The following is a 25,548-nucleotide window of genomic DNA, read 5'->3' as shown; positions in this document are numbered from 1 at the left end:
CATATGAGCAGCATCTATTCGATCAGTCCGGTCAAGGGATCGGACCAGGTGGCACTGGAGCAGGTATGCAGCGGTGCGCAGCTGCCTGCCGGCTACAGCAGCTTCACGGTGCTGCGGACCGGCGAGCGGACCCATTTGATCGCCTACGACAAGGCCACGCAGAGGACGGACGCCTACGCGTTGACCGGGCAGGCGCCGTGGGTGAGCGCCGTCGACGCGAAGCTCGATCTGCCCGGCGGGCCGTGGGACAACCTCGACACCTTCGTGCTGGGCAACGTTCACTACCTGCTCACGTACCGCGCCGACACCGGCACGTTCGGCTTCTTCACGGTCAAGGAGGGGCTCGCGACCTCGCCGCCGTATACGTTCGCACTGCCGCGCAACACGCCCACGCACAACTTCACCGACATCGCGCCGTATACGTCGCTCGGCCAGCAATATCTGCTCGGCTACGACGTGAACACCGGGCAGGTCGCCAACTTCAGCGTCGCCGTGACGCCGGTGTCGAAGGGCGGCGTGCCGCCGCTGCTCGCGCTCAACGTCTGGTATCACCAGTGGGCGAAAGGCTGGACGCAGTTCTCGTTCTTCCAGCTCGGCGGCGCCAACTTCTTCTTCAAGATCAACACGGCGAAGCTCAACGTGAACATCGATCACATCCAGGACAATCCCGCGCTCGGCACCGTCGAGGTCGGCAGCTATCTGCAGGGTCAGCTGCCCGACGCGCTGCGTATCAGCAGCGCGGCCTGCGTGCCGTGGGCGCATGGCGAGCCGTATCTGATCACGTACATCGCGCAGGACGGCACGACGGCCGTCTACCGGATCCACGCCGACTGCCTCGGCTGGACGCCGGTGGGCTCGACCGCGACGCCGTCGGGCGCGGCCCGTGTCGTGCCGTACCGGCTCGGCGACACTTCCTACGCACTGTTCTATTGACTATCGACGCCGACCGACAGGAGAAACGCCATGAACCCGAGCACCGTATCGCCGGCGGATCGCGATCTGGCCTGGATCAAGACCGCGCTGCAGAGCGCCATCGAACTCGAATACTCGACCTTGCCGCTCTACCTGTCCGCGATGTTCTCGCTCGAAGTGCAGAACTATTCGGCGTACAACGCGATCCGCAGCGTCGTGATGGAAGAGATGGTGCACATGGCCATCGTGTCCAACCTGCTCGCCGCGCTGGGCGGCACGCCGCAATTTCGCGGCATCCGCATCGACTATCCGGTGCATGGCCTGCCGGGCGGCGCGGAGCCCGACCTGAAGGTCGGACTCGCGCAGTACTCGAAGCCGCAACTGAAGAATTTCATGCGGATCGAGATGCCGGCGTTCCTGCTGAAGCAGCTCGGGCGGACCGAGACCTATCCGACGATCGCGGCGTTCTACGCGGGCATCCGCGATGCGATCGCCCGCAACGCCGACGCGGTGCGGGCTGCCGTGAAGGCGGGCGGCACGTCGAATCAGGTAGGCGACGATATCGGCTTCACGACGGTGACGTACTCGCCCGATGCCGATCCCGTCGACGCGTTTTATGCGGGCATCGACGAAATCCTTCAGCAGGGCGAAGGGGCCTGCAAGGGCGACGTGCTGACGTCCGGCGCGTTCGAAGGAGAAAAGTCGCACTACGCCCGCTTCGCCGAGCTGTACTACGGCGCGTGCTATCAGGTGCCGGTGCCGCCGGTGCCGTTCGACCGGCAGACCGAGCCGCGATTCTTTGCCGGCACCGCGCTCGACGCACCGGTGGTCGTCAACACGCTCGCGGTGCCGCGCGACGGCTACGCCGCACTGCTCGCGCTCGATCCGAACCAGGCTGCGGTGAGCGCCGACCTCGATGCATTCGATACCGGGTTCTCGACGATTCTCGCGACGCTCGACGTCGTGTGGAACGGCCCCGCGGGCGGCTCGTGGAAGTCGCTCGGCGCGGCGGTGCACGGGATGGTGGATCTGCGGGTGTTGTCGTGCTTCAACATCCTGCGCCACCCGGTGCCGACGGCCGCGCTCGCGCGGCTGGGCACGCTGTATCCGGACGAGTTCGCATACTTGCGAAGTTATTCCGATCTGTCGAAGCCGCTGTTTTACGGCCCGCGTTTCCGTAACGTGAACCCGCCGGTGTAGGCGTGTGACGCGCGGCGCGGATCATGCGCGCCGCGCCGGCGGGCGTGGCTTGCCATCCGCGCAGTGGGTAAGGCGGGCGCCCGCCGTGGTGGCCGGCCCGCGCCGCCGGTCACCCCGTCCACACCCAGCTTTTTGCTCATCAACACCAACAAAAATCATCATTTCGCCGCCGGCGGTGTGTCAGCAGAATGTCTCCATTCCAACTCGTGCGACAGCAAGAACGTCGCATCGAGCCGCACTTCAGAAGGAGACAGCCGTGGCAGTCGAAACAACCTCAATCGATACGCTCGTCGTCGGCGCCGGTCAGGCCGGCGTGGCCATGAGCGAGCACCTGGGCAAGCTGGGCGTGCCGCATCTCGTGCTGGAGCGCAGCCGCATCGCCGAACGCTGGCGCACGGGGCGCTGGGATTCGCTGGTCGCGAACGGCCCCGCGTGGCACGACCGCTTCCCGGGGCTCGAATTCGACGGGCTCGATCCCGATGCGTTCGCGTCGAAAGACCAGGTCGCGGACTACTTCGAAGCGTATGCGCGCAAGTTCAACGCGCCGATCCGCACCGGCGTCGACGTGAAGAACGTCGTGCGCAATACGGGCAAGCCGGGTTTCGTCGTCGAGACATCCGACGGCACGATCGAGGCGAACCGCGTGGTCGTCGCGACAGGGCCGTTCCAGCGCCCGGTGATTCCGCCGATCGCGCCGGACGACGCGCGCCTCGTGCAACTCCATTCCGCCGACTATCGCAACCCGGGCCAGCTCCCGGAGGGCGCGGTGCTGGTGGTCGGCGCGGGTTCGTCGGGCGTGCAGATCGCCGACGAACTGCAGCGCGCGGGCCGGCAGGTCTACCTGTCGGTCGGCCCGCACGATCGCCCGCCGCGCGCGTATCGCGGCCGCGATTTCTGCTGGTGGCTCGGCGTGCTCGGCGAATGGGACAAGGAAGTCGCGACGCCCGGCCGCGAACACGTGACGATCGCGGTGAGCGGCGCGCGCGGCGGCCATACGGTCGATTTCCGCAAGCTGGCGAACCAGGGTGTGACGCTCGTCGGGCTGACGAAGTCGTTCGACGGCGGCGTGGTCGCATTCGAACGCGATCTCGCGATCAATCTCGCACGCGGCGACGAAAACTACCTGTCGCTGCTCGACGCGGCCGATGCCTATGCGGCACGCAACGGCCTCGACCTGCCGGAACAACCCGAAGCCCGCCAGATCCTGCCGGACCCCGAATGCGTCGCGCATCCGATCCTCGCGCTCGACCTCGCCGGCGCGGGCGTCACGTCGATCGTCTGGGCGACCGGCTATGCGGTCGACTACGGCTGGCTGAACGTCGACGCATTCGCGGCGAACGGCAAGCCGCAGCACCAGCGCGGCGTGTCGAAGGAGCCCGGCATCTATTTCCTCGGGCTGCCGTGGCTGTCGCGGCGCGGCTCCAGCTTCATCTGGGGCGTGTGGCACGACGCGCGGCACATCGCCGATCACATCGCGACGCAGCGCACCTACCTCGAATACCACGACGCATCGCGGCGCCGCTCGACATCGCGCCCGGAGCAGGACGGCGCCGCGGCGCACGCCGACGCGCAGCCGCTTGCCGACGCGGTGAACTGACCGAACACATGCTGCCTGCCGCACCGCGTTCGCGTCCGGTGCGGCGGCGTGATCATCGACGACTGAAGGATTTCTATGAGCCAACCCACTCATACCCGTATCCGCATGTTCAACACGAAGGATACCTACCCGAACCAGACGCTCGACAACGACCTGTGCCAGGCCGTGCGGGCCGGCAACACCGTCTACGTGCGCGGCCAGGTCGGCACCGATTTCGACGGCAACCTGATCGGCCTCGGCGACGCGCGCGCGCAGGCCGGGCAGGCGATGAAGAACGTCAAGCAGTTGCTGGAGGAAGCCGGCAGCGACCTCACGCACATCGTGAAGACGACGACCTACCTGATCGACCCGCGTTACCGCGAGCCCGTGTACCAGGAAGTCGGCAAGTGGATGAAGGGCGTGTATCCGATCTCGACGGGGCTCGTCGTGTCCGCGCTCGGCCAGCCGCAGTGGCTGATGGAGATCGACGTGATCGCGGTGATCCCGGACAACTGGCAGCCGAACCGCGCACAGGGGGCGACATGACTTTCTCAATCGTCGGGCGCTGCCCGGAGACGGGCCAGCTCGGCATCGCGATCAGCTCGTCGAGCATCGCGGTGGGCGCGCGCTGCCCGTGGGTGCGCGCGGGCGTGGGCGCCGTCGCGACGCAGAACATCACGCTGCCGGCGCTCGGCCCGCAGATTCTCGACCTGATCGAGCACGAGCAGCTCGCGCCCGCCACGGCGCTCGACCGCGCGCTCAGCGCGAACGGCTGGAGCCAGTATCGGCAAGTCACGGTGATCGACGGGCAAGGGCAGACGGCATGCTTCACCGGCAAGGAAGCGCTCGGCACGCATCACGCGGTGAAGGGCGAGCAATGCGTGGCGGCCGGCAACCTGCTGGCCGCGCCGGCCGTGATCGATGCGATGGTGCGTGAATTCGAACAGGCGCCCGGCCTGCTCGCCGATCGCCTGCTGGCCGCGATGCACGCGGCAATGGCAGCCGGCGGCGAGGCGGGGCCGGTGCATTCGGCCGCGCTGAAGGTGGCCGGCGACGTGACCTGGCCGGTGGTCGACCTGCGCGTCGACTGGGCCGATGCCGACCCGATCGGGCAGCTCGACGCGCTGTGGCGCGCGTATCGGCCGCAGATGCAGGATTACCAGACCCGCGCGCTGAACCCGACCGCCGCGCCGAGCTACGGAGTGCCGGGCGATGAGTGATACGTCGAGCCGCGCGCTGCTCGAACGGTTGATCGCGTTCGCGACGGTCAGCCGCGATTCGAATCTCGAGATGATCGAGTTCATCCGCGACTATCTCGCGGGCTTTGGTGTATTGAGCGAACTGTTCTACAACGAGGAACGCACGAAGGCGAGCCTGTACGCGACGATCGGGCCGCGCGATCGCGGCGGCATCGCGCTGTCGGGCCATACCGACGTGGTGCCGGTCGACGGGCAGGCGTGGACGGTCGAGCCGTTCCGGCTGACCGAGCGCGGCGGCCGCCTGTACGGCCGCGGCACGGCCGACATGAAGGGCTTCATCGCGTCGGCGCTTGCGGCCGTACCGAAGTTCGTCGCGCGGCCGCTGAGCGTGCCCGTGCATCTCGCATTCTCGTACGACGAGGAAGTCGGCTGTCTCGGCGTGCGGCCGATGCTCGCGGAACTGGCCGTGCGCGAGCACCGGCCGCGCCTGTGCCTGATCGGCGAGCCGACCGGCCTGAAGCCGGTACTCGGTCACAAGGGCAAGCTCGCGATGCGCTGCCACGTGAAGGGCGCCGCGTGCCACTCGGCGTACGCGCCGTCGGGCGTCAACGCGATCGACTATGCGGCGAAGCTGATCGGCCGGCTCGGCGAGATCGGTGCGTCGCTCGCGCGGCCCGAACGGCACGACAGCCGCTTCGATCCGCCGTTCTCGACCGTGCAGACGGGGCTGATCAAGGGCGGCCGCGCGCTGAACATCGTGCCGGCCGAATGCGAGTTCGATTTCGAGGTGCGTGCGCTGCCGGACTTCGACGCGCACGACGTGCCGAGGAAGCTGCGGGACTATGCGGAATCCGAACTGTTGCCGAGGATGCGCGCGGTGCAGCCCGACACCGACATCCAGCTGCAGCCGCTGGGTGCGTACCCAGGGCTCGCGACCGCGCCGGACAGCGAAGCCGCGCGTCTGCTCGCGATGCTGAGCGGGTCCGATGCGTTCGGTACGGTCGCATTCGGCACCGAGGGCGGGCTGTTCGGGCAGGCGGGCATTCCGACCGTGGTGTGCGGGCCCGGCAGCATGGATCAGGGGCACAAGCCCGACGAGTTCGTCACGCTCGAACAGCTGCACGGATGCGACGCGATGCTGGGCCGTCTGGTCGCGCATTTTTCCGCGGCCGCCTGATCGGGTTGCCGATACGCACGCGCCCGTCCTGCGGCGCGTGTGTCGTTTGCTTCGTTATCGCGCCGATTCCGCGACGATCTGCGCGAGCCGCTCGCGGCAGAAATCGACGAACGACTGCGCCTGCTTGGTGAGCTGCCCGCGTTTCAGGCGTGCGCTCACGAGCCCGGACGGGCTCACCGTTTCGCTGAGGCCGATCGTCACGACGCGCCGGCCGTCGTACGTGTATTCGGAATGCGGGCGCGTGACGAGCAGCGAAAAGCCGAAGCCCTGGCCGACCATCCCGCGCACCATCTCGATCGACGGCGAGCCGAACACGATGTTCGGCGTCAGCCCGAGCTCATGAAACAGGCTGACGAAATACGTGCGGCTCGGCTGCACGTCGAGCAGGATCATCGGCTCGACACAGAGGTCGCGCAGCGACACGTGCGGCTGGCCCGCGAACCGGTGGTTCTCCGGCAGCAGCACATACGGCTGCTGCGGCGGCATCAGCGGCTCGGTTTCGATCGTGCCGTCGAGATCGTGGTCGTACATCAGCGCGAGATCGAAGGTGCCGGACGTCAGGCCCTGCACGAGTTCCTGCTGGTCGCCGTCGCGCAGCCGGATGTTGACGCCCGGGTAGCGCTCGCGAAACCCGGCGATCAGTTGCGGCAGATAGAGCGGCGCGACCGTCTCGAAGCAGCCGATGTCGATCTGCCCGGTGATCACGTCGTTGTCGGCGAGCGCGTTCTGTTCGAATTCGTGCGCGATGCGCAGCAGCTCCTGTGCTTTCCGGTAGAAGCGTGTGCCGCTCGGCGTCAGCGACACACCCTGCGCGTGATGGCGGATGAACAGCTTCACGCCGAAGCTTTCCTCGAGCCCCTTGATCGCGCTGGAGATCGACGGCTGCGCGATGAAGAGCTGGCGCGACGCCTCGGCGACGCTGCCGGATTCGACGGTCGTCACGAAATACTTCAGTTGCCGCAAAGTGTAGTGAGCCACAAGCACCTCTGATACCCGGCCCCCGGCATGCCGCCGCGGGCGAATTCTGTCCATGGTTTCGCGTAGCACCTTACCTGAAGACTGCCGGCGCCAGAATTTCCGCTACAGAGCTTTTTCGTATGTCCCGGAAATATTTTTAGTATTTTCCGGCCCCGGCGCGCGTGGCGCACCATCGTCTCCAATCTGGATCGCAACGAGGCCGCACACGTGACGGCGGGACATGTCATCCGTCCCCGCATGCCGCGCATTGTCCGCTTCGGCCGACACCGCCGCGCGTGCACGCGGCGCGTCGTCGCTCGCGTATCCGGACCCGATTGCCGCGCGCACCCCAACGCGCGCCGGCTGAAACGGCAAGCGCGCATCGCCGCGCAGGACAGGAGACTTCACCATGACGAACGTGGACCGCAACGCGTCCCCGATGATAGAGAAACACACGATCGGCTACGTGCCGCCCGCGGAACGCCACGGCAAGGTGCGCGATCTGTTCACGCTCTGGTTCGGCGGCAATATCGCGCCGCTGCCGATCGTGACCGGCGCGCTCGGCGTGCAGCTCTTCCACCTGAACCTGATGTGGGGCATCGTCGCGATCGTTGTCGGCCAGGCGGTCGGCGGCGTGCTGATGGCGCTGCATTCCGCGCAGGGGCCGCAGATGGGCATTCCGCAGATGATCCAAAGCCGTGCGCAGTTCGGTTCGTGGGGCGCGCTGCTCGTCACGGTGATCGCGGCCGTGATGTACGTCGGCTTCTTCGCGTCGAACATCGTGCTCGCCGGCAAGTCGGTGCACGGCATCGCGGCGTCGGTGCCGGTGCCCGTCGGCATCGTGATCGGCGCGGTGGGCTCGGGGCTGATCGGCATCGTCGGCTACCGCTTCATCCATATCCTGAACCGCATCGGCACATGGGTGCTCGGCATCGGGATCATGGTCGGCTTCTGGATGATCCTCACGCACGTGACGACCGACGATTTCCTGACGCGCGGCGGCTTCGACTTCGCGGGCTGGCTCGCGACGGTATCGCTGTCGGCGTTGTGGCAGATCGCGTTCGCGCCGTACGTATCGGACTACTCACGCTATCTGCCGGAGGATGTCGGCGTCGCGTCGACGTTCTGGGCGACCTACCTCGGCTGCACGATCGGCTCGACGCTCGCGTTCATCTTCGGCGCGGTCGCGGTGCTTGCGGTGCCGGCCGGCGCGGACACGATGGATGCGGTCAAGCAGGCGACCGGCCCGCTCGGCCCGATGATGCTCGTGCTGTTCCTGCTGAGCGTGATCAGCCACAACGCGCTGAACCTGTACGGCGCGGTGCTCGCGGTGATCACGTCGGTGCAGACGTTCGCATACAAGTGGATTCCGACTGCGAAAACCCGCGCCGCGGTGTCGGTCGTGATCTTCGTCGCGTGCTGCTATGCGGCGATCGGTGCGTCGACGAACTTCGTCGGCAACCTCGTCGATCTCGTGCTCGCGCTGCTGGTCGTGCTCGTGCCGTGGACGGCGATCAACCTGATCGACTTCTACGTGATCCACAAGGGCAACTACGACATCAAGTCGATCTTCATGGCGGACGGCGGCATCTACGGCCGTTTCAATCCGCAGGCGCTGCTCGCGTATGCGATCGGCATCCTCGTGCAGATTCCGTTCATGAACACGCCGATGTATGCGGGCCCGATTCCCGCGCATCTCGGCGGCGCGGACCTGTCGTGGCTCGTGGGGCTCGCGCTGACGTCGCCGCTGTACTACTGGCTCGCGTCGCGCGACAGCGCGTACCGGCGCCGGCAGGGCGGTGCGCATCTGCCGCCGACTGCAGCGCAGTAAGCGGGGCGCCTTTCGCAGCGGAGCAGGAAGAGGGGGCCACCGCATCGGTCGAGATGCGGTGGGCCGTGGAAGCGTTTCGACATGACGAAGGCAGGCCCGCGGCGGGTGATGCGCCGCAAGCCTGCCCGCGCATCAAACGACCGCCGAGCGCGCGACGCGCACCGGCACCGACTTGTACGACGGCGTGCCGCTTTCCTTGTCGATGTAGTCGAGCGGCACGAGCACGTTCGCTTCCGGGTAGTACGCGCCGACCGAACCCGGCGCGATGTCGTACTCGATCGCGGTGATCTTCTCGAGACGCAGCGTCCGGCCCGACGCGGTGATCGTCTCGATGTCGACGAGGTCGCCGTGTTCGAGCCCGTACTTCGCGAGATCCGCCGGGTTCATGAACAGCACGTCGCGCCGCCCGAACACGCCGCGATAGCGGTCGTCGAGCCCGTAGATCGTCGTGTTGTACTGATCGTGGCTGCGCAGCGTGATCAGCCGCAGCACATGCTCGCCGCCGAGCACTTCCGCGTCTTCCGCGACACCCTTGTACACCGAGAACATCGCCTTGCCGGTCGCCGTGGGCCACACGCGCTCGGTGGGCGGCAGCGGCAGCCGGAAACCGCCCGGCGTGCGGATGCGCTCGTTGAATGCCTCGAAGCCGGGCACCGTGCGGTCGATCAGGTCGCGGATACGGTCGTAGTCGGCGATCAGGTCGAGCCATGCGACCTTGCTCGCCGGCAGCGTCGCATGCGCGATCCCCGCGACGATCGCGGGCTCCGAGCGCAACTGGTCGGACGCCGGCTTGAGCTTGCCGGCCGATGCGTGGACCATCGACATCGAATCTTCGACCGTGATCGATTGCCGGCCGCTCGCCTGCATGTCGAGCTCGGTGCGGCCGAGCACGGGCAGGATGAAGGTTTCCTTCCCGACCAGCAGGTGCGAGCGGTTCAGCTTCGTGCCGAGATGCACGCTCAGGTCGAGCTTCGCCATCGCCGGGAACGACAGCTCCGGATCGGGCAGCGCGACCGCGAAGTTGCCGCCGAGGCACAGCAGCGCTTTCGCGCTGCCGTCGACCATCGCCTGCATTGCCTGCACGGCGTCATGCCCGTGATGCGCGGGCGGCGTGAAGCCGCATACGTCCTCGATCTTCTTCAGGAACTCGGCCGACGGCTTCTCGGTGATGCCGACCGTGCGGTTGCCCTGTACGTTCGAATGGCCGCGCAGCGGGCAGATGCCGGCGCCGGGCTTGCCGATGTTGCCGCGCATCAGCAGCAGGTCGGCGATCAGGCGCACGGTTGCTGTGCCCTTGTTGTGCTGCGTGACGCCCATCCCGTACGTGACGATCGTCGCGTTCGATTTCGCGTAGGCGAGCGCGACCTGTTCGAGCTGCGCCTGGCTGAGGCCGCTCGCGCGCTCGATGTCGTCCCACGACGTGACCTGCAGGTCGGCCGAGAACGCGTCGAAGCCGTTGGTGTGCTGCGCGATGAAGTCGCGGTCGAGCACGTCGCCGCGCTCGGCTTCGAGCTGCAGCAGCGCCTTCATGATGCCCTTCAGCGCGGCCGCGTCGCCGCCCGCGTCGAGCTGGTAGTACGTCGACGCGATCCGCGTCGAGCCGAACGACGCCATCTCGATCATGTCCTGCGGATCCGCGAAGCGTTCGAGCGCGCGTTCGCGCAGCGGATTGAACACGATGATCGGCACGTTGCGCCGCGAGCACTCGTGCAGCGTACCCATCATCCGCGGGTGGTTCGTGCCGGGGTTGTGGCCGATCGAGATGATCAGCTCGCAGTGGTCGAAATCCTCCAGCGACACGGTGCCCTTGCCGATGCCGATCGACTGCGGCAGGCCGACGCTGGTCGGCTCGTGGCACATGTTCGAGCAATCGGGGAAGTTGTTGGTGCCGAGTTCGCGTGCGAACAGTTGGTACAGGTACGCGGCTTCGTTCGACGCGCGGCCCGACGTATAGAACTCGACCTGCTCGGGCGGCAGCGCGCGCAGCACTTCGCCGATGTGCGCGAACGCGTCGTCCCATTCGATCGCGCGGAACGTGTCGGTCGCACGATCGTAGACGAGCGGATGCGTGAGCCGGCCCATGTTCTCCAGTTCGTAGTCCGACATGCGCAGCAGCGACGACACCGTGTTCGCCGTGAAAAACTCGGGCGTCACGCGCTTGGTCGTCGCTTCCCACGTGACGGCCTTCGCGCCGTTCTCGCAGAACTGGAACGTCGACTTGTGTTCCTTGTCGGGCCAGGCGCAGCCGGGGCAGTCGAAGCCATCGGGCTGGTTGGTCCGCATCAGCACGATCGGCGCCTCGATGGTTTCCATCTGCGTGCGCACGGCGTCGGCTGTCGCGCGAAGCGCGCCCCAACCGCCGGCGGGCCCATCGTACTTCCTGATGCCTGGCACTTCGCGTCGATTTGTCATTGTGAATCTCCATGAGCCGGGCCCGGTGCGGGCGGCTCGGGTTGCGCCGCGTCGCGGCGTGGGGCGGCTCCGTCCGGTGGACGGAACCGGTCATGCGTGCCCCGGGGTGCAGGGCAGGTGGGGTTTCAGTGCGCGTCCTTCTTCGCGCCGGAAGACTTCTTGCCGGACGGTTTCGCGGCGGGTGTGGGCGGCGGTGCGTCGGCGGGCGTGTCGCCCGTCTTCGCATCGTCGCCTGCCTTGGCCGCCTTGCCGTTCGGTTTCGCCTTGCCGCCGGCGTCCTTCTTCGCGTCCTTCGTGTCCTTCGCTTCCGGCGCCGCGAGCTTGTTGAACTTCACTTCGTCGCTGTCCTTGTCGTAGTCGACCTCGACGCGATCGCCCGACTTCAGCCGGTCGGCGAGGATCTCCTTCGCGAGCTTGGTCTCGATGGTCTGGCGGATCTGGCGCTTCAGTTCGCGTGCGCCGAACTCCGGCTGGTAGCCGGCTTCGGTCAGGTGCTCGACGAGCGAGTCGCCCATCACGAGCGTGATGTCCTGCGCGGCGGCCGTGCGCACCACGCGGTCGAGCTGGATCTGCACGATCGCGCGGATGTTCTCCTTCGACAGCGCGTGGAAGACGATCACCTCGTCGATCCGGTTCAGGAACTCGGGGCGGAAATGGCCCTTCAGCACCTGCATCAGTTCGTCGCGGATCGCCTTGTCGGTCTTGCGTGCGGCTTCCGGCTGCGTCAGGTTGTCCATGATGATCGCGGCGCCGAGGTTGCTCGTCGCGATGATGATCGTGTTGCTGAAGTCGACCACGCGGCCCTTGCCGTCGGTCAGGCGGCCGTCGTCGAACACCTGCAGCAGTACGTTGTAGACGTCCGGGTGCGCCTTCTCGATCTCGTCGAGCAGGATCACGCTGTACGGGCGGCGCCGCACGCGCTCGGTGAGCTGGCCGCCTTCGTCGTAGCCGACGTAGCCGGGCGGCGCGCCGATCAGCCGCGCGACCGCATGCCGTTCCATGTACTCGGACATGTCGATGCGGATGATCGCCTGCTCGTCGCCGAACACGGTCTCTGCCAGCGCCTTCGCGAGCTCGGTCTTGCCGACGCCCGTCGGCCCGAGGAACAGGAACGTCGCGATCGGCCGGTGGGTCTGGCCGAGCCCCGCGCGCGACAGCCGAACCGCGTCGCTGACGGCCACCACCGCGTCGCTCTGGCCGACCACGCGCTCGTGCAGCTGCTCTTCCATCTTCAGCAGCTTCTGGCGCTCTTCCTGCGTGAGTTCCGACACGGGAATGCCTGTCAGCCGCGACACGACTTCGGCGACCGACTCGACCGTGACTTCGAGCGTTTCGGAGCCGGTCTTGCGCTGCCACGCCTCCATTTTTTCATCGAGCGTCTTCTGCTTCGCGTTGATCTGCTCCTCGAACTGCTTCGCTTCGTCGAAGCGCTTGCGCGACGTCGCGTAGTCCTGTTCGCGCTTCAGTTGCGCGATCTGCGCTTCGCCTTCCTGGATGTCGACGGGGCGCGACGTCGCGCCGATCCGCACGCGCGCGGCGGCCTGGTCGATCAGGTCGATCGCCTTGTCGGGCAGGAAGCGCGACGTGATATAGCGGTCGGCGAACTCGGCGGCTGCGACGAACGCGTCGTCGGCGAACGTCACCTGGTGGTGCGCCTCGAGGCTGTCGCGCAGCCCGCGCAGGATCACGATCGTCTGCTCGACGCTCGGCTCCGGCACGAACACCGGCTGGAAGCGCCGTTCGAGCGCCGCGTCCTTCTCGATGTACTTCTGGTATTCGTTGAGCGTCGTCGCGCCGATCAGGCTCAGCTCGCCGCGCGCGAGCGCGGGCTTCAGCACGTTCGCGATGTCGAGGCCGCCTTCGCCGCCGCCCTGGCCCGCGCCGACGATCGTATGCAGTTCGTCGATGAACAGGATCAGTTCGTCCTGCTTTGCAGTCACTTCGTCGATCAGCTGCTTCGCGCGCTCCTCGAACTCGCCGCGATACTTGGCGCCGGCGACCATCGAATTGATGTTGACCTCGACGAGCCGCTTGTTGCGCAGCACCTCGGGCACGTCGCCGTTGACGATCCGCTGCGCGAGCCCTTCGACGATCGCGGTCTTGCCGACACCCGGCTCGCCGATCAGCACCGGGTTGTTCTTCTTGCGGCGCGCGAGCACCTCGATCGTGCTTTCGATTTCCTGCGCGCGGCCGAGCACGGGGTCGAGCTTGCCCTGGCGCGCGATCGCGGTGAGGTCGCGGCCGAACTTGTCGAGGTTCGGCGTGCCGGTCGGCGCGTCGACGCGGCCGTCCTCGGCGCCCTTGCCGACCACCTTCACGACTTTCTGGCGCAGCGCCTCGGGCGTCACGCCGTATTTCTTCAGCAGCGTGCCGGCGATGCTGTCCGGCACCGATGCGAGCCCGATCAGCAGGTGCTCGGGGCCGATATACGAGTGGCCCAGATCGCGCGACGCCTGGAACGCGTATTGCACGGCCTTCTTCACACGCGGCGAGATCGACAGCTTGTCGAGCGGCGCATCGGGAGCGGCCGTGCCGGTGTGCGCATGCTCGTCGATATACGACTTGATGTCCTGCGGCGACAGCTTCAGTTCTTTCAGCAGCGCGGCGCATACGTCGGTGTCCGCGAGCGCGTAGAGCAGGTGTTCGGAGTCGAGCTCGCTGCGGCGCAGTTCGTGCGCCTTCTCGGCCGCGCGCTGCAGCAGTTCGAGCGTCTGTTCGCTGAACGCGTCGGTCGGGTCGACCGATTCGCGCGGCACCTCGGCGGCGAGCGGCGATTCGTCGCCGAGCTCACCGAACAGCGACGACGAGCCACCGCCGCCCAGCAGCGAATCGAATGGGTTCAGCATGCTCTGATGCCGCATCAACTGACGGAAATGGTAGTCGCAGATCGAGATCGTCTTGCGCTCGCGGTCCTGCATCACGGTTGCGCGCGCAACGGCCGGCCGGGCGTGGCAGATATCGCAAAGTGCGGGCATGGTGGTTTGGCTCCTGTCTGTGAAGGTGGGTCGAACGGTGAAGTCACGATGCGGTGCAGCGCTGGCGCGTCCCGACCGCGAACACGCGACGCGCGGCGCGGCGCGGCGGCGCGCGGGCCGCACCCACGCTGTCGCGCCGCGCGCGTCGGCGAGGCGCACGGTCGCGGCGGGGAGCGCGCATGCTGCGAGGAGCCCACGGCATCGCTTCGACTGCGTTCAAAATAGCGCCTCGGCGGGAGGCATCCAAGACACAGTTTCGCGCCGGACCGACTGCGAATTGCACCCTCACATGCGCGCACGCACGGGGGACAAGGAGTACAGACGGGCGCGCACGCGGCGACGCGGGCGCGCGCGGCATGTGCAGCGTGCGGTGACTGGAGGCACGGGGGAGGGAAACGCGAACGGATCGCGGTGCGACATCGGCGCGCAGGGTGCCAGTCGGCGGCAAACGGACGGTGATGCGGGTGGGCCTGCCGCGCGCGCATCGCAGCCGATGCGTGCGTGGTGGCCGAACGAGAGGTCCAGTTGCACGGTACGGGCCGGACATGGCGCCAACCGTGGCGAACCGCGATCAGTCGGACAGTTTCATCGCGAGCCGCTGGCGGGCGATCTGCTTCACGTCCGTCGACAGTGCCGCATTCGGCAGACCATTGGCCCAGACGGAGAACGAATCCTCGATCAGGTTGCGCGTGTCGGGCGGCAACTCGGCCAGCATCAGCGACACGACGGTAAACAGCACGGCGGTATCGCCGGCCTCTCTGCCCGCGTTCGCATCGACCGTCTTCTTCAGGCTGTCGACCGACGCTTGCAGTGCCTGCAATGCATCATTCGTATCGCTCATGACATTCTCCATGCAAGATGGGTTCGATCGGCGACGAACATGCGGCCGGTCGCGCGCGACGCCCGGGCGGGCATCGCGCGCAGGCAACCTGGATCAGGCCGCGGTGCTGGCCTGCGGCGCCACGGCCACCGATGCTTCGCTCGTCAGCATCAGGAACGTGAACGTTTCGCGCAGGTACAGGCGGACGACCTTGTCGGTATGGCTCGTGTAGCCGATCGATACGTCTTCCCCGAGGTGCAGCGCGTAATCGCCGCCGCGCATCGACAGCACGCAGCCGCCGCCGAGCGCCGGCGCCCAGATGATCTCGCCGCTGACGATCCGCTTGATGTGGCCGAGGACCGGATAACCCTGGTCGCGCGCCTCGCTGAGCGCGGTATACGCGTCCGAGCCGAGCACCACCGAGTACGGGCCGTCGACGCCGGCGAGCCGCAGCGCCTCGAGCGCGTCGCTGATCGCGTCCGGGTACGCGCCGACGTCCGCCGGCAGCGTGAGCTTGCGGTTCGACGTGCCTTCGCGGATACCGAGGATGCCGGCGGCCGGGTAGCCGTCGAAAATCGCGTTGTCCTCGGCGAACGCGAGCCGCTGCGCGGCATCCTTCGCCGGTTGCCAGTCGGCGTCGCGCGCGCCGCGCTCGACGCTGTCGATCGCATCGCGGCTCAGCTCGAACGGCACCGTCAGCTCGACGATCGTGCGGACTTCGCGCAGCCGTGCGCTCACCTGCTCGCGCGGCGCGACGACCTCCACCAGATGCCCGGTGCCGACGGCCGACAGCTCGGGGCCCGCGGGGCCGTCGACGTCGACGACGCGGCGGCCGGCCACCGATCGTTTGAAGGTGCGCGCCACTTCCTCCTCGATTTGTTCCCAGGCGGACGACGAGATCGGGGCGAGTTCGCGGTGCAGGTTATTCATGGGCTTGGGTTCCTTTCAGCGAGCCGATTTTCAGCGAGCCGTCGCGCTGCGGCGCGGACGACGAGGATTCCGGTTGCGCGGCGTCGGCAGCTGGCGCCGCGCGATCGGCGAGCGCTTCGAGCAGGTCGGCCGACGGCACGAAGAACAGCGAGCCGGTGACCGCGCGGCTGTAGTCGAGCAGGCGGTCGTAGTTGCCGGGCGGGCGGCCGACGAACATGTTCTCGAGCATCTGCTCGATCGGCGCCGGCGTGCGCGCATAGCCGATGAAATAGGTGCCGAATTCGCCGGCGCCCGGGCGCCCGAACGGCATGTTGTCGCGCAGGATCTTCACTTCCTGGCCGTTCTCGTCGAGCGTGGTCAGCGAGCTGTGCGACGACGACGGCTTCACGTCCGGCGCGAGCTCGATGTCGGACAGCTTGGTGCGGCCGATGATGCGCTCCTGCGTCTCGACCGCGAGCGCGTTCCAGCCGGCCATGTCGTGCAGGTACTTCTGCACGATCACGTAGCTGCCGCCGGTGAATTCCGCGTCTTCATCGCCGATCACCGTGAAGTCGACCGCCTCGCGGCCTTCGGGGTTCTCGGTGCCGTCGACGAAGCCGATCATCGCGCGCTGGTCGAAATTGCGGAAGCCATGCACCTCGTCGACGACCGTGACGGCGCTGCCGAGCGCGCCGAGCAGTTGCGTCGCGAGTTCGAAGCACATGTCCATCGCTTCGGCGCGGATGTGCAGCAGGATGTCGCCCGGCGTCGCGACCGCGACGCGCTGCCCGGCGCCGAATTCGCGGAACGGATGCAGCGACGCGGGGCGCGGGTCGCCGAACAGCGTATCCCACGCGTCGGCGCCGAAGCCGCACACGCAGGTCAGGTTGCCGCCGGGCACGCGCTTGCCGACCGAGCGCACGAGCGCGGCGATGTCGCCGCACCATGAACGGATCGTGTCGGCGTGATCGGCGCCGGGATTGATCGTCGCCACGAGGAAGATCGCGCTGCGCGTGATCGGGCTGTGAACGGCCTGGGAGAGCGGGGGAGGTGTCTGCATCGCGGCCTGCCGGTCAGTCATGTCGGGGCGGACGGGCCACGGTTGCCGCGGCGCGCGAAGGCGAACGGTTGGACTGTGTCATGCGACTGTTCTCTTTGTGACATGCGGATGAAGGACGTTGCGCGGGCATTGCGCAACGGGCCGCAGCGGCGGCGGCCGGCCGCCCGGCGCGTGACTTGCCCGCACCGCGCAACGTCGTCGAGCATGCAATCTAGCAGCTTCGGCGGGTCTTTGGAACACGTATCGTCAATCTGTCATTCGAATGCGTCAAACGGGGCCGGAATTTGCGCGGAGGCCGCGCAGCTGTACTCCTGGCATGCGCGGCGCTGTGCTCTTGAGCGTGCGTGCAGCGTGCAGTAGATTAGGTTCCGCTGCGCCGCCGACGAGGAGCGTCACCATGAACCTGCTGGAAGCGATGCGTGTTTATGTCGCGGTGGTCGAGCATGGCGGCCTGTCCGGCACCGCTCACGCATCATCACACCGACCGTCAACTTGAATACTTCCACCGTTTCCTGTTCTCCGTCCGAGCGCATCCGTCGCCGCTTCGGCCATTTCCTTCACGCGGCCGAGCTGGCCGGGCTGATCGTGATCGGTCTCGCGACCGCGTTCGCGATGACGCAGGAAGCGTGGAAGGTCGTGCTCGCGGGCGAGGTGTCGCTGACCGACCTGCTGCTCATGTTCCTGTATCTGGAAGTGCTCGCGATGAACGTGCGCTACCTGCGGCTCGGCCGGCTGCCCGTGCGGTTTCCGCTGTTCATTGCGATGACGTCGCTCGCGCGCGATCTGATCCTGCGCGGCGCGACCGACGGCCCCGAGCGGATGCTGATGACGACGTTCGGGATCGTGCTGCTCGCGGTGGGCGTGCTGATCCTGAGCTTCGGCCAGCATCGTTTTCCGGCCGACGTCGACGATGTCGAGGAGGACGCGCATGTGGGCCGGTGACGCGCGAACGATATGCACCATGTTTCTACAGGAGGAGCCGGATGAGCACGCATTCCGTCGCAACGAAGCAGGCGATCGATTTGCAGCACGCGTCGTCGGACGCGTATCGGCAGGCGCGCGACGCGCGTGACACCGATCCGGCGCGCACACGTGCGCCGTCCATCGTCGCGATGCAGCAGGCGGCCGCGCACGCATATGTCGATGCGGCCCGCGCGCGTGTCGCGGCAACAGGCATCTGAATGAACACCGGGTTGCCGGCGCGCTGCGCGATGTGCGCCGGCAGCGTATGCCCATCTACACGAGAGAGGCGTCGCATGACCAAGCAACTGATCGTCGCCGTGTTCGGCAGCGTCGACACGGCCCGCCAGGCCGCGAACGATTTCGAGGCGCTGTCGGAGAAGAATGAAGGATTCCACATCGAGAACGGCGTCGTCGTCGAAAAGGACGCAGCCGGCAAGCTCGCGGTGCTCGCCGCCGAATCGCGGCCGTTCAAGGGCGGCGTGATCGGCGCGATCGCGGGCGGCCTGCTCGGGATCCTCGCCGGGCCGCTCGGCGTGGTCACGGGCCTGGCGGCCGGCGCGGGTGCCGGCATCCTCGCGGACGCGGCCGGCAACGCGCTGCTCGACGGCACGTTCGTCGAGACGGTGGCCGCGCGGCTCGTACCCGGCAGCGTCGCGATCATTCTCGAGGCGAAGGAAGCCACGCCGTTCTCGGTCGACAACGTCGTGACGGGATTCGGCGGCAAGGTCTTCCGCCAGGCGCTCGGCTGAGCGCCGCCTTCCAACCGCTTCGGGAGAACAGCATGCGAATCGATCAATCGTACCGGCGCTTCGACATCGCGGCGACGCTGTCGCCGCTGCCTGGCAACCGCGCGATCGCGACCGTCGACGTGACGACCGAGGATCCGGCCCGCATCGCCGATCTCGGCACCGGCTACTTCCTGCAGATCCGCAAGTGGGTCGAGTCGAACGACGTCGAGCAGCTGACGGTGGTGTTCGACGAGTGCAAGGTCGCGATCGACCACTACGCGGACAACGTCGACGACGCGTGAGTCCACGCATCGCCACGCCGTACGCGCATCGAGTCGTCGCCGGCTGACGGCGATCGGAAATACAAAACGACTTGTGCCGGCGCAGCGCGGCGCCGCACCGGCGCGTTTGAATCTGTTCACCACGCCAACCGGATTTGGCGTTTGATCGCCAAACTGTCACTTACATTCGTCGAAATGACGCAGTAGGATGCCGATCCTTGTCTTGATGGGATCCGCATTGCTATCCGCCTTCAATTTCGGTAACGGACGAGGCTCGAACCGGGACGCCCGCGGCCGGGCACGGCTATCCGGCTTCGTGCGTCGGCGCGGCCGGGACGCGCACGCGTCCCGGGCCGGTTCACCGCTGGCGGGGCGAGGCGGATGAAGCTCTACGAGAAATTTGCGAACGACATAGAGAGACTCATCCGGCAACGCGTGTATCGACACGGCGATCGTGTGCCGTCGGTGCGGCAGGCGAGCCAGCAGCACCGGATCAGCATCACGACCGTGCTGCATGCGTACCTGCTGCTCGAAAGCCGCGGGCTGCTGGAAAGCCGGCCGCAGTCGGGTTACTTCGTGAACCTGCGCCGCGACGACAGCCATGCGCCGGTGCGCGAGCTGCGGCCGTCGAAGCCGATCGCGATCTCGTCGTCGGTGGACGTGAGCCGGCTCGTGCTGTCGACGCTGCGCTCGATCGGCACCGACGATGCGGTGCCGCTCGGCTCGCCGTATCCGGACCCGAGCCTGTTTCCGTTCGAGAAGCTGAACCGCTACGCATACGCGGCCGGCCGCGACAAGTCGCTGTGGGGTGTGACGGACGGGCTGCCGCCGGGCCACCCGCGGCTGATTCGGCAGATCGCGCGCCGCTACCTGGAAAACGGGATGTCGGTGGACCCGAACGAGATCATCGTGACGGTCGGCGCGACGGAGGCGATCAACCTGTGTCTGCAGGCGGTGGCGAAGCCGGGCGATACGATCGCGGTGGAGTCGCCGACGTTCTACGCGATGCTGCACGCGATCGAGCGGATGGGGATGAAGGCGATCGAGGTCGCGACGCATCCGGAATACGGGATCGACATCGCGGCGCTGGCCGCGATCGCGAAGTCGCAGCCGATCGCCGCATGCATGGTGATGCCGAACTTCCAGAACCCGCTCGGCTTTCAGATGCCCGACGAGCGCAAGCGCGAGCTGGTTGAGTTCGCAACGAAAGCGGACCTGCCGATCATCGAGAACGGGGTGTACAACGAACTGTACTTCGGCAACATGCATCCGAGCACGCTGAAGTAGTACGACCGCAACGACATCGTGCTGCATTGCTCGTCGTTCTCGAAGAGCCTGACGGCCGCGTACCGGATCGGCTGGGCATTGCCGGGCCGCTATCGCGAACAGGTCGAGAAGCTGAAATTCCTGAACACGCTTGCGACGCCTTCGTTGCCGCAACTGGCGATCGCGGAGTTTCTCGAGCGCGACGGTTACGAGCATCACCTGAGGCGGATTCGCAAGGCGTACGCGCAGCAGGCGAACCTGATGCGCGCGATGGTGTCGCGGTTCTTCCCGGGGGGCACGCGCATTTCGAGTCCGGCGGGCGGGTACGTGCTGTGGGTCGAACTGCCCGCGCAGGTCGATGCGATGCGGCTGTATCAGCTCGCGCTGGAGCAGGGGATCACGATCGGGCCGGGCTACATGTTCTCGATCGCGGACAGCTACCGGAACTTCATCCGCTTGAACTACAGCAGCCCGTGGTCGCCGGAGATCGAGCAGGCGGTCGTCGCCGTCGGCAAGCTCGCCGCGTCCTGTATCGGCTGACCGCGGCCGCGGGCGCGTGCAACGACTCGCAACCCGCGCGTCGTGTTGCGTCAGGTCAGCCGGTACGATTGCGCGCCCGTTCCCGCGAGCGTGCCGCCGTCGACGATCAGGTATTCGTTGCGGATCGGCTTGCCGTCGAACCAGCATTGCAGGATCTCCAGCGTGCCGGCCGCATAGCGCGCCTGCGCGGACAGCGACGTGCCCGAGATGTGCGGCGTCATTCCGTTGAACGGCATCGCGCGCCACGGATGGTCGGGCGGCGCCGGCTGCGGAAACCACACGTCGCCGCCGTAGCCCGCGAGATGGCCGGACGTAACGGCGCGCACGACCGCGTCGCGGTCGACCAGCTTCGCGCGCGCGGTGTTGATCAGGTACGCGCCGCGCTTCATCCGCGCGATCATCGCCGCATCGAACAGGTGCTCGGTCGACGGGTACAGCGGGATCTGCAGGTTCACGATATCGACGGCGCCGGCGAGCGACGCGGCATCGGCGTGATACGTGAGCGCGAGTTCCTGCTCGATCGCGGCGTCGAGCCGGTGCCGCTGCGTGTAGTGCAGATGCAGGCCGAACGGCTTCAGCCGGCGCAGCACCGCGAGACCGATGCGCCCCGCGCCGACCGTGCCGAAATGCATGCCTTCGACGTCGTAGCTGCGCGACACGCAATCGGCGATGTTCCAGCCGCCTTGCTGCGCGATCGCATGCGACGGCAGATAGTTGCGCACCAGCGCGAGCGTCGTCATCACCACGTGTTCGGCCACGCTGATGCTGTTCGAGCCCGTGACTTCGGCGACGGTGACGTGCGCGCGCGCCGCGGCGTCGAGATCGACGTGATCCGAACCGATGCCGGCCGTCAGCGCGAGCTTCAGCTTCGGCGCGCGGGCGATCCGTTCGGCCGTCAGGTACGCGGGCCAGAACGGCTGCGAAATCACCACATCCGCTTCGGGCAGCCGGCGCTCGAATTCGGAGTCGGGGCCGTCCTTGTCGCTCGTCACGATCAGCGTGTGACCGTGCGCTTCCATATAAGCGCGCAACCCGAGCGCGCCGGATACCGAGCCGACGAGTTCGCCGGGCCGGAAGCCGACGGGGCCGGCCGGCGTCGGCGCGGTTTGTCTGTCCGCGTATTGCGCGATGACCGGAATCGCGTCGCGCACGTAGCGCGGCGGATAGCCGTCGACGGGATCGGGATAGAGCACGCACAGGACGGTGGCCATCGGGAGAACCTCTGGTGACGGAATGAAGGCGGAGCGGCACGCGAATTGCGCGGGCCGCGCGGAAGTACGATGCCGCGGCGGCCGCGTGCTGCGTCGCAACGTCGATGACGTTCTACGCCGGTCATGGATCGCGTACAAGCTACAGTCGGTGTTTGCGTGCGCTGCGGGGCGTCTGTACCTGTTCTTTTCATGAAGGACGCCGATAATGGGATCGTCACCTGACTTTGCGGGAGCGACATCATGTCCGGAAGCGACTCCTCGTCTTCACACCCCGATCTCGCGCAGGGCATCGCGCTCGACGACCTCGCCGACGGCGCGATGATCGAGGGCCATGTCGGCGATGCAGCGGTGCTGCTCGTGCGCCGCGCCGACGAACTGTTTGCCGTGGGCGCGCAATGCCCGCACTACGGCGCGCCGCTGGCCGACGGCCTGCTGGTCGGCGACACGATCCACTGCCCGTGGCACCACGCGGCGTTCTGCCTGCGCACCGGCGAGATGCTGCGCGCGCCGGCGCTCGACGGGCTGCCTTGCTGGCGCGTCGAACGCCGCGACGGCCGCGCCGTCGTGCTCGATGCGCGGCCGGCCGCCGCGCCGCCTGCGCTGAATGCGGCCGGGTTGCCCGCATCGGTGGTGATCGCCGGCGGCGGTGCCGCTGCGATCGCTGCCGCCGTGACGCTGCGGCAGGAAGGTTATCCGCATCCCGTCACGCTGCTGAGCGCCGATGGCGATCCGCCGTACGACCGGCCGAATTTGTCGAAGGACTATCTCGCGGGCACGGCCGACGCCGACTGGCTGCCGCTGCGCGCGCCGTCGTTCTATGCCGACCAGCGCATCGACGTGCGATGCGGCACGCGCGTCGCGCGGATCGATCCCGCGCAGCATGCGGTCGAGCTGGCCGACGGCAGCCGCGTCGGATACGGCGCGCTGCTGCTTGCGACGGGCGCCGAGCCGAACCGTCTGACCGTACCCGGTGCCGACTTGCCGCACGTGTGCGTGCTCCGCTCGCGCGCCGATTGCGACGCGCTGATCGGCAAGCTGAAAACGGCGCGCCGCTGTGTCGTGGTCGGCGCGAGCTTCATCGGGCTCGAAGTAGCTGCCGCGTTGCGCACGCGCGGGCTCGACGTGCATGTCGTCGCGCCCGAAGCGCAACCGATGGCGCGCGTGGTGGGCGAAGCGCTCGGCAACACGATCAAGGCGCTTCACGAAGCGCACGGCGTCGTGTTCCATCTCGGTGCGACGCCCACGCGGATCGCACCGGACAGCGTGACGCTGTCGACCGGCGACGTGCTGCCGGCCGATGTCGTGGTGGTCGGTATCGGGGTGCATCCGAACGTCGCGCTTGCGCAGGACGCGGGGCTTGCCGTCGAGCGCGGCGTGACGGTCGACCGCTTCCTGCAGACGAGTGCGCCCGACATCTATGCGGCCGGGGACATCGCGCGCTGGCCCGATCCGCTGACGGGCGAGCGCATTCGCGTCGAGCACTGGGTTGTCGCCGAGCGGCAGGGTATCGTCGCGGCGCGCAACATGCTCGGGCAGCAGCGGCCGTTCGACGCGGTGCCGTTTTTCTGGAGCCAGCATTACGACATGACGGTCAACTATGTCGGGCATGCGGAGCAATGGGATCGCGTCGAGATCGACGGCGACCTCGGCGCGCACGACTGCTCGATCGCGTACTGGCGCGGCGACACGCGGCTCGCGGTCGCGACGATCGGCCGCGATCTCGACAGCCTGGAGGCGGAAGCGGCACTCGAGCGGCATATTGCCGCCGCGTGACAGCGGCCCGGCGATACGAATCGCGGGTTCGACGCGCGCGCACCGGGCCGGATGAAGGTGAAGCTCGAACCCTGACGTATGCGAACCGGAACGAGGAGCGATGCGATGGACGATCGATACGACAACTGCATGGCCGCGTGCGATGCATGTGCGCACGCATGCGATGCGTGTATGGCCGCGTGCCTTGCGGAACCCGACGGGCACACGCTGGCGGGCTGCATCGCGCTCGATGTCGAATGCGCGCAGCTGTGCCGCTTCGCGTCGGGCGCGATGGCGCGCCGCAGCGTGCTCGTGCCGGGCGTGTGCGCGCTGTGTGCGCAGGCGTGCGACCTGTGCGCGACCGAATGCCTGCTGCACGCGCACGATCATTGCCGCAACTGCGCGCTCGCATGCGAAACGTGCGCGGCGATGTGCCGCGCGATGGCATGAGGATGCGCGGTCACGGAGCGCGCTGAACCCGGTGCGCGACGCGCCGCCGCGCTCACTGATTCGGTGTGCTCGGCGGTGGGGCTGCGCTTGCGTTGGTGGTGACGGTGGTGGCGCCGGCGGCACCGGGGTTCGGCACCGAAGCGCCGTTCGCCGCGCTGCGCTCGTGCTCGGGCAGCATGGCGAGACGGTTGTACAGCGTCTTCAGGCTGATGCCGAGCGCCTTCGCGGTGCGCGGCTTGTCGCCGTTGAAATGCCGCAACGACGCGACGATGAAGCGCTGCTGCGTGTGCGCGAGCGTCGTGCCGATATGCAGCGTCATCGCGTTGTGTCGCGGTTCCTCGCGCGGCGGCTGGCGGTGCGGCAACTGCAGCTCGATCTGCTCGTCCGCGAGGATGAACGCGCGCTCGAGCGCGTTGCGCAACTCGCGCACGTTGCCGGGCCACGTATACGCGCGCAGCGCCTTCATCGCCTGTATCGAGAGTCGCTTGCGCGTGCGGTGCCGCGCATTCAACCGCTCGACGATCTGCAGCGCGATATCGCCGACGTCGTCCTCGCGCTGCCTGAGCGCGGGCACGTGCAGCGCGACCGTCGCGATCCGGAAGAACAGGTCCTCGCGCAGGCGCCCGCTGCGCACGGCCTCGACGGGATCGTGATGCGTGGCCGCGACGATCCGCAAGTCGAGCGGAATCGATTCGTGGCCACCGACCCGCACGATCGTGTTCGATTCGAGCGTGCGCAGCAGCTTGACCTGCAACTCGGCCGGCATTTCCGCGATCTCGTCGAGGAACAGCGTGCCGCCGCATGCGGCTTCGAACATGCCCACATGCTGCGCGACCGCGCCGGTGAAGCTGCCTTTCTCATGACCGAACAGATGCGATTCCGCGATGTCGTGCGGGATCGCGCCACAGTTGACGGGGACAAAAGGCCCGCGCCGCCGCGGGCTCAAGTCGTGCAACAGCCGTGCGACGATGTCCTTGCCGGCGCCGCTTTCGCCGACGATCAGCACGCTGGCGTGCGTGGTCGCGACGCGCGACACCTTCAGTAAAAGGGCCTGGATCGTACGCGAGCGACCGAAGAGCCGCGCGCCGTCATCGCCGGTTTTCGCCATGGCGCGATATCGGATCGGGAAGATTTGACCGAATATTGTCGAGGTCTGATGAAAAAACGACGTGGCATGCGTCGTTTTCCCGTAAGGAGCTTAGCTTTTATACCAACGGTGCGACATTGAATCTGGCAATGCGGGTCGCCGCGACAGATAGATTTATTCGATGGGCGACGAATGCGCAACCGCCGTCTTCTATACTTCGAAGCAGCGTTTTTCATTTCAGG

Annotated in this window: 21 protein-coding genes and 1 pseudogene; 14 read left to right on the top strand and 8 right to left on the bottom strand. The window is 67.3% G+C overall.

The window, feature by feature from the left end:
* Positions 1-3: 3 nt before the first annotated feature.
* From OEJ37_RS01245 to argE, 6 genes are all read left to right on the top strand, one after another.
* Positions 4-933 (top strand): hypothetical protein, encoded by a 930-nt coding sequence (locus OEJ37_RS01245; protein WP_263342917.1) that lies wholly within the window; start codon positions 4-6, stop codon positions 931-933.
* A gap of 30 nt (positions 934-963) precedes the next feature.
* A complete protein-coding gene (locus OEJ37_RS01240; protein ID WP_263342916.1) occupies positions 964-2,112 on the top strand; it encodes a ferritin-like domain-containing protein in 1,149 nt (382 codons plus the stop codon).
* Between the two features lie 256 nt (positions 2,113-2,368).
* Positions 2,369-3,709: a flavin-containing monooxygenase gene (locus OEJ37_RS01235; RefSeq protein ID WP_263342914.1), complete on the top strand. Its 1,341-nt coding sequence runs from the start codon at positions 2,369-2,371 to the stop codon at positions 3,707-3,709.
* A 75-nt stretch (positions 3,710-3,784) separates the two neighbouring features.
* A complete protein-coding gene (locus OEJ37_RS01230; RefSeq protein ID WP_263342913.1) occupies positions 3,785-4,234 on the top strand; it encodes a RidA family protein in 450 nt (149 codons plus the stop codon).
* Positions 4,231-4,908 (top strand): DUF1028 domain-containing protein, encoded by a 678-nt coding sequence (locus tag OEJ37_RS01225; protein WP_174418538.1) that lies wholly within the window; start codon positions 4,231-4,233, stop codon positions 4,906-4,908. Before OEJ37_RS01230 ends, OEJ37_RS01225 begins: the two co-directional genes overlap by 4 nt.
* Positions 4,901-6,064, top strand: coding sequence for an acetylornithine deacetylase (gene argE, locus OEJ37_RS01220; RefSeq protein WP_263342911.1), 1,164 nt, complete (start codon positions 4,901-4,903; stop codon positions 6,062-6,064). The genes OEJ37_RS01225 and argE overlap by 8 nt, the downstream gene beginning before the upstream one ends.
* A 54-nt stretch (positions 6,065-6,118) precedes the next feature.
* Here argE and OEJ37_RS01215 read toward each other — a convergent pair whose 3' ends face one another.
* Entirely contained in the window at positions 6,119-7,042 is a 924-nt protein-coding gene (locus OEJ37_RS01215; RefSeq protein WP_047904165.1) for a LysR substrate-binding domain-containing protein, read from the bottom strand.
* Between the two features lie 388 nt (positions 7,043-7,430).
* On the opposite strand from OEJ37_RS01215, the gene OEJ37_RS01210 reads away from it, so the two are divergent.
* On the top strand, positions 7,431-8,852 hold the full coding sequence (locus OEJ37_RS01210; RefSeq protein ID WP_263342909.1) for a purine-cytosine permease family protein: 1,422 nt from the start codon (positions 7,431-7,433) through the stop codon (positions 8,850-8,852).
* Positions 8,853-8,984: 132 nt separating this feature from the next.
* On the opposite strand, the gene OEJ37_RS01205 is transcribed toward OEJ37_RS01210, so the two are convergent.
* The 5 genes from OEJ37_RS01205 to OEJ37_RS01185 all read right to left on the bottom strand — a co-directional run bounded on the left by OEJ37_RS01205 (position 8,985) and on the right by OEJ37_RS01185 (position 17,049).
* Complete coding sequence (locus OEJ37_RS01205) at positions 8,985-11,264, bottom strand: FdhF/YdeP family oxidoreductase (RefSeq protein WP_263342907.1); 2,280 nt, start codon at positions 11,262-11,264, stop codon at positions 8,985-8,987.
* Positions 11,265-11,389: 125 nt separating this feature from the next.
* Positions 11,390-14,239 carry an ATP-dependent Clp protease ATP-binding subunit gene (locus OEJ37_RS01200; RefSeq protein ID WP_263342906.1) on the bottom strand — a complete coding sequence of 950 codons (2,850 nt, stop codon included), beginning with the start codon at positions 14,237-14,239 and terminating at the stop codon, positions 11,390-11,392.
* A gap of 571 nt (positions 14,240-14,810) precedes the next feature.
* On the bottom strand, positions 14,811-15,080 hold the full coding sequence (locus tag OEJ37_RS01195; RefSeq protein WP_263342905.1) for a hypothetical protein: 270 nt from the start codon (positions 15,078-15,080) through the stop codon (positions 14,811-14,813).
* 93 nt (positions 15,081-15,173) lie between these two features.
* On the bottom strand, positions 15,174-15,989 hold the full coding sequence (locus OEJ37_RS01190; protein ID WP_263342904.1) for a family 1 encapsulin nanocompartment shell protein: 816 nt from the start codon (positions 15,987-15,989) through the stop codon (positions 15,174-15,176).
* Positions 15,982-17,049, bottom strand: coding sequence for a Dyp-type peroxidase (locus OEJ37_RS01185; protein WP_263342902.1), 1,068 nt, complete (start codon positions 17,047-17,049; stop codon positions 15,982-15,984). The genes OEJ37_RS01190 and OEJ37_RS01185 overlap by 8 nt, the downstream gene beginning before the upstream one ends.
* 471 nt (positions 17,050-17,520) lie before the next feature.
* Here OEJ37_RS01185 and OEJ37_RS01180 point away from each other — a divergent pair, with 471 nt between their 5' ends.
* The 5 genes and pseudogenes from OEJ37_RS01180 (at position 17,521) to OEJ37_RS01160 (ending at position 20,806) form a co-directional block, all read left to right on the top strand.
* Complete coding sequence (locus OEJ37_RS01180; RefSeq protein ID WP_072437823.1) at positions 17,521-17,970, top strand: phosphate-starvation-inducible protein PsiE; 450 nt, start codon at positions 17,521-17,523, stop codon at positions 17,968-17,970.
* 41 nt (positions 17,971-18,011) lie between these two features.
* Positions 18,012-18,209, top strand: coding sequence for a hypothetical protein (locus OEJ37_RS01175; protein ID WP_174418545.1), 198 nt, complete (start codon positions 18,012-18,014; stop codon positions 18,207-18,209).
* Between the two features lie 75 nt (positions 18,210-18,284).
* On the top strand, positions 18,285-18,740 hold the full coding sequence (locus tag OEJ37_RS01170) for a DUF1269 domain-containing protein (RefSeq protein WP_263342899.1): 456 nt from the start codon (positions 18,285-18,287) through the stop codon (positions 18,738-18,740).
* Positions 18,741-18,772: 32 nt separating this feature from the next.
* The gene (locus tag OEJ37_RS01165; RefSeq protein WP_174418547.1) at positions 18,773-19,021 is read left to right on the top strand and encodes a hypothetical protein; all 249 of its coding nucleotides are present in this window, start codon (positions 18,773-18,775) and stop codon (positions 19,019-19,021) included.
* Between the two features lie 360 nt (positions 19,022-19,381).
* Positions 19,382-20,806, top strand: a pseudogene (locus tag OEJ37_RS01160) (PLP-dependent aminotransferase family protein).
* A gap of 50 nt (positions 20,807-20,856) precedes the next feature.
* Here the strand turns inward: OEJ37_RS01160 and OEJ37_RS01155 are convergent.
* Positions 20,857-22,017, bottom strand: coding sequence for an NAD-dependent formate dehydrogenase (locus OEJ37_RS01155; protein ID WP_174418549.1), 1,161 nt, complete (start codon positions 22,015-22,017; stop codon positions 20,857-20,859).
* 240 nt (positions 22,018-22,257) lie between these two features.
* Between OEJ37_RS01155 and OEJ37_RS01150 the strand changes: the two genes are divergently transcribed.
* Positions 22,258-23,790: an FAD-dependent oxidoreductase gene (locus OEJ37_RS01150; protein WP_263342898.1), complete on the top strand. Its 1,533-nt coding sequence runs from the start codon at positions 22,258-22,260 to the stop codon at positions 23,788-23,790.
* Positions 23,791-23,895: 105 nt separating this feature from the next.
* The gene (locus tag OEJ37_RS01145) at positions 23,896-24,219 is read left to right on the top strand and encodes a four-helix bundle copper-binding protein (RefSeq protein ID WP_174418551.1); all 324 of its coding nucleotides are present in this window, start codon (positions 23,896-23,898) and stop codon (positions 24,217-24,219) included.
* Between the two features lie 52 nt (positions 24,220-24,271).
* Here the strand turns inward: OEJ37_RS01145 and OEJ37_RS01140 are convergent, their stop codons facing one another.
* The gene (locus tag OEJ37_RS01140) at positions 24,272-25,327 is read right to left on the bottom strand and encodes a sigma-54 interaction domain-containing protein (RefSeq protein ID WP_174418552.1); all 1,056 of its coding nucleotides are present in this window, start codon (positions 25,325-25,327) and stop codon (positions 24,272-24,274) included.
* Between the last annotated feature and the right edge of the window lie 221 nt (positions 25,328-25,548).

Source organism: Burkholderia sp. BKH01 (assembly GCF_025685725.1).
GTDB lineage: Bacteria > Pseudomonadota > Gammaproteobacteria > Burkholderiales > Burkholderiaceae > Burkholderia > Burkholderia pyrrocinia_C.
This window is presented reverse-complemented; position numbering and strand designations above follow the sequence as displayed.

Coding starts and splice junctions, on each gene's coding strand:
- OEJ37_RS01245 (WP_263342917.1), top strand. CDS start 4: ATGAGCAGCATCTATTCGATCAGTCCGGTCAAGGGATCGGACCAGGTG.
- OEJ37_RS01240 (WP_263342916.1), top strand. CDS start 964: ATGAACCCGAGCACCGTATCGCCGGCGGATCGCGATCTGGCCTGGATC.
- OEJ37_RS01230 (WP_263342913.1), top strand. CDS start 3,785: ATGAGCCAACCCACTCATACCCGTATCCGCATGTTCAACACGAAGGAT.
- OEJ37_RS01225 (WP_174418538.1), top strand. CDS start 4,231: ATGACTTTCTCAATCGTCGGGCGCTGCCCGGAGACGGGCCAGCTCGGC.
- argE (WP_263342911.1), top strand. CDS start 4,901: ATGAGTGATACGTCGAGCCGCGCGCTGCTCGAACGGTTGATCGCGTTC.
- OEJ37_RS01210 (WP_263342909.1), top strand. CDS start 7,431: ATGACGAACGTGGACCGCAACGCGTCCCCGATGATAGAGAAACACACG.
- OEJ37_RS01205 (WP_263342907.1), bottom strand. CDS start 11,264: ATGACAAATCGACGCGAAGTGCCAGGCATCAGGAAGTACGATGGGCCC.
- OEJ37_RS01200 (WP_263342906.1), bottom strand. CDS start 14,239: ATGCCCGCACTTTGCGATATCTGCCACGCCCGGCCGGCCGTTGCGCGC.
- OEJ37_RS01195 (WP_263342905.1), bottom strand. CDS start 15,080: ATGAGCGATACGAATGATGCATTGCAGGCACTGCAAGCGTCGGTCGAC.
- OEJ37_RS01190 (WP_263342904.1), bottom strand. CDS start 15,989: ATGAATAACCTGCACCGCGAACTCGCCCCGATCTCGTCGTCCGCCTGG.
- OEJ37_RS01185 (WP_263342902.1), bottom strand. CDS start 17,049: ATGACTGACCGGCAGGCCGCGATGCAGACACCTCCCCCGCTCTCCCAG.
- OEJ37_RS01175 (WP_174418545.1), top strand. CDS start 18,012: ATGAGCACGCATTCCGTCGCAACGAAGCAGGCGATCGATTTGCAGCAC.
- OEJ37_RS01170 (WP_263342899.1), top strand. CDS start 18,285: ATGACCAAGCAACTGATCGTCGCCGTGTTCGGCAGCGTCGACACGGCC.
- OEJ37_RS01165 (WP_174418547.1), top strand. CDS start 18,773: ATGCGAATCGATCAATCGTACCGGCGCTTCGACATCGCGGCGACGCTG.
- OEJ37_RS01155 (WP_174418549.1), bottom strand. CDS start 22,017: ATGGCCACCGTCCTGTGCGTGCTCTATCCCGATCCCGTCGACGGCTAT.
- OEJ37_RS01150 (WP_263342898.1), top strand. CDS start 22,258: ATGTCCGGAAGCGACTCCTCGTCTTCACACCCCGATCTCGCGCAGGGC.
- OEJ37_RS01145 (WP_174418551.1), top strand. CDS start 23,896: ATGGACGATCGATACGACAACTGCATGGCCGCGTGCGATGCATGTGCG.
- OEJ37_RS01140 (WP_174418552.1), bottom strand. CDS start 25,327: ATGGCGAAAACCGGCGATGACGGCGCGCGGCTCTTCGGTCGCTCGCGT.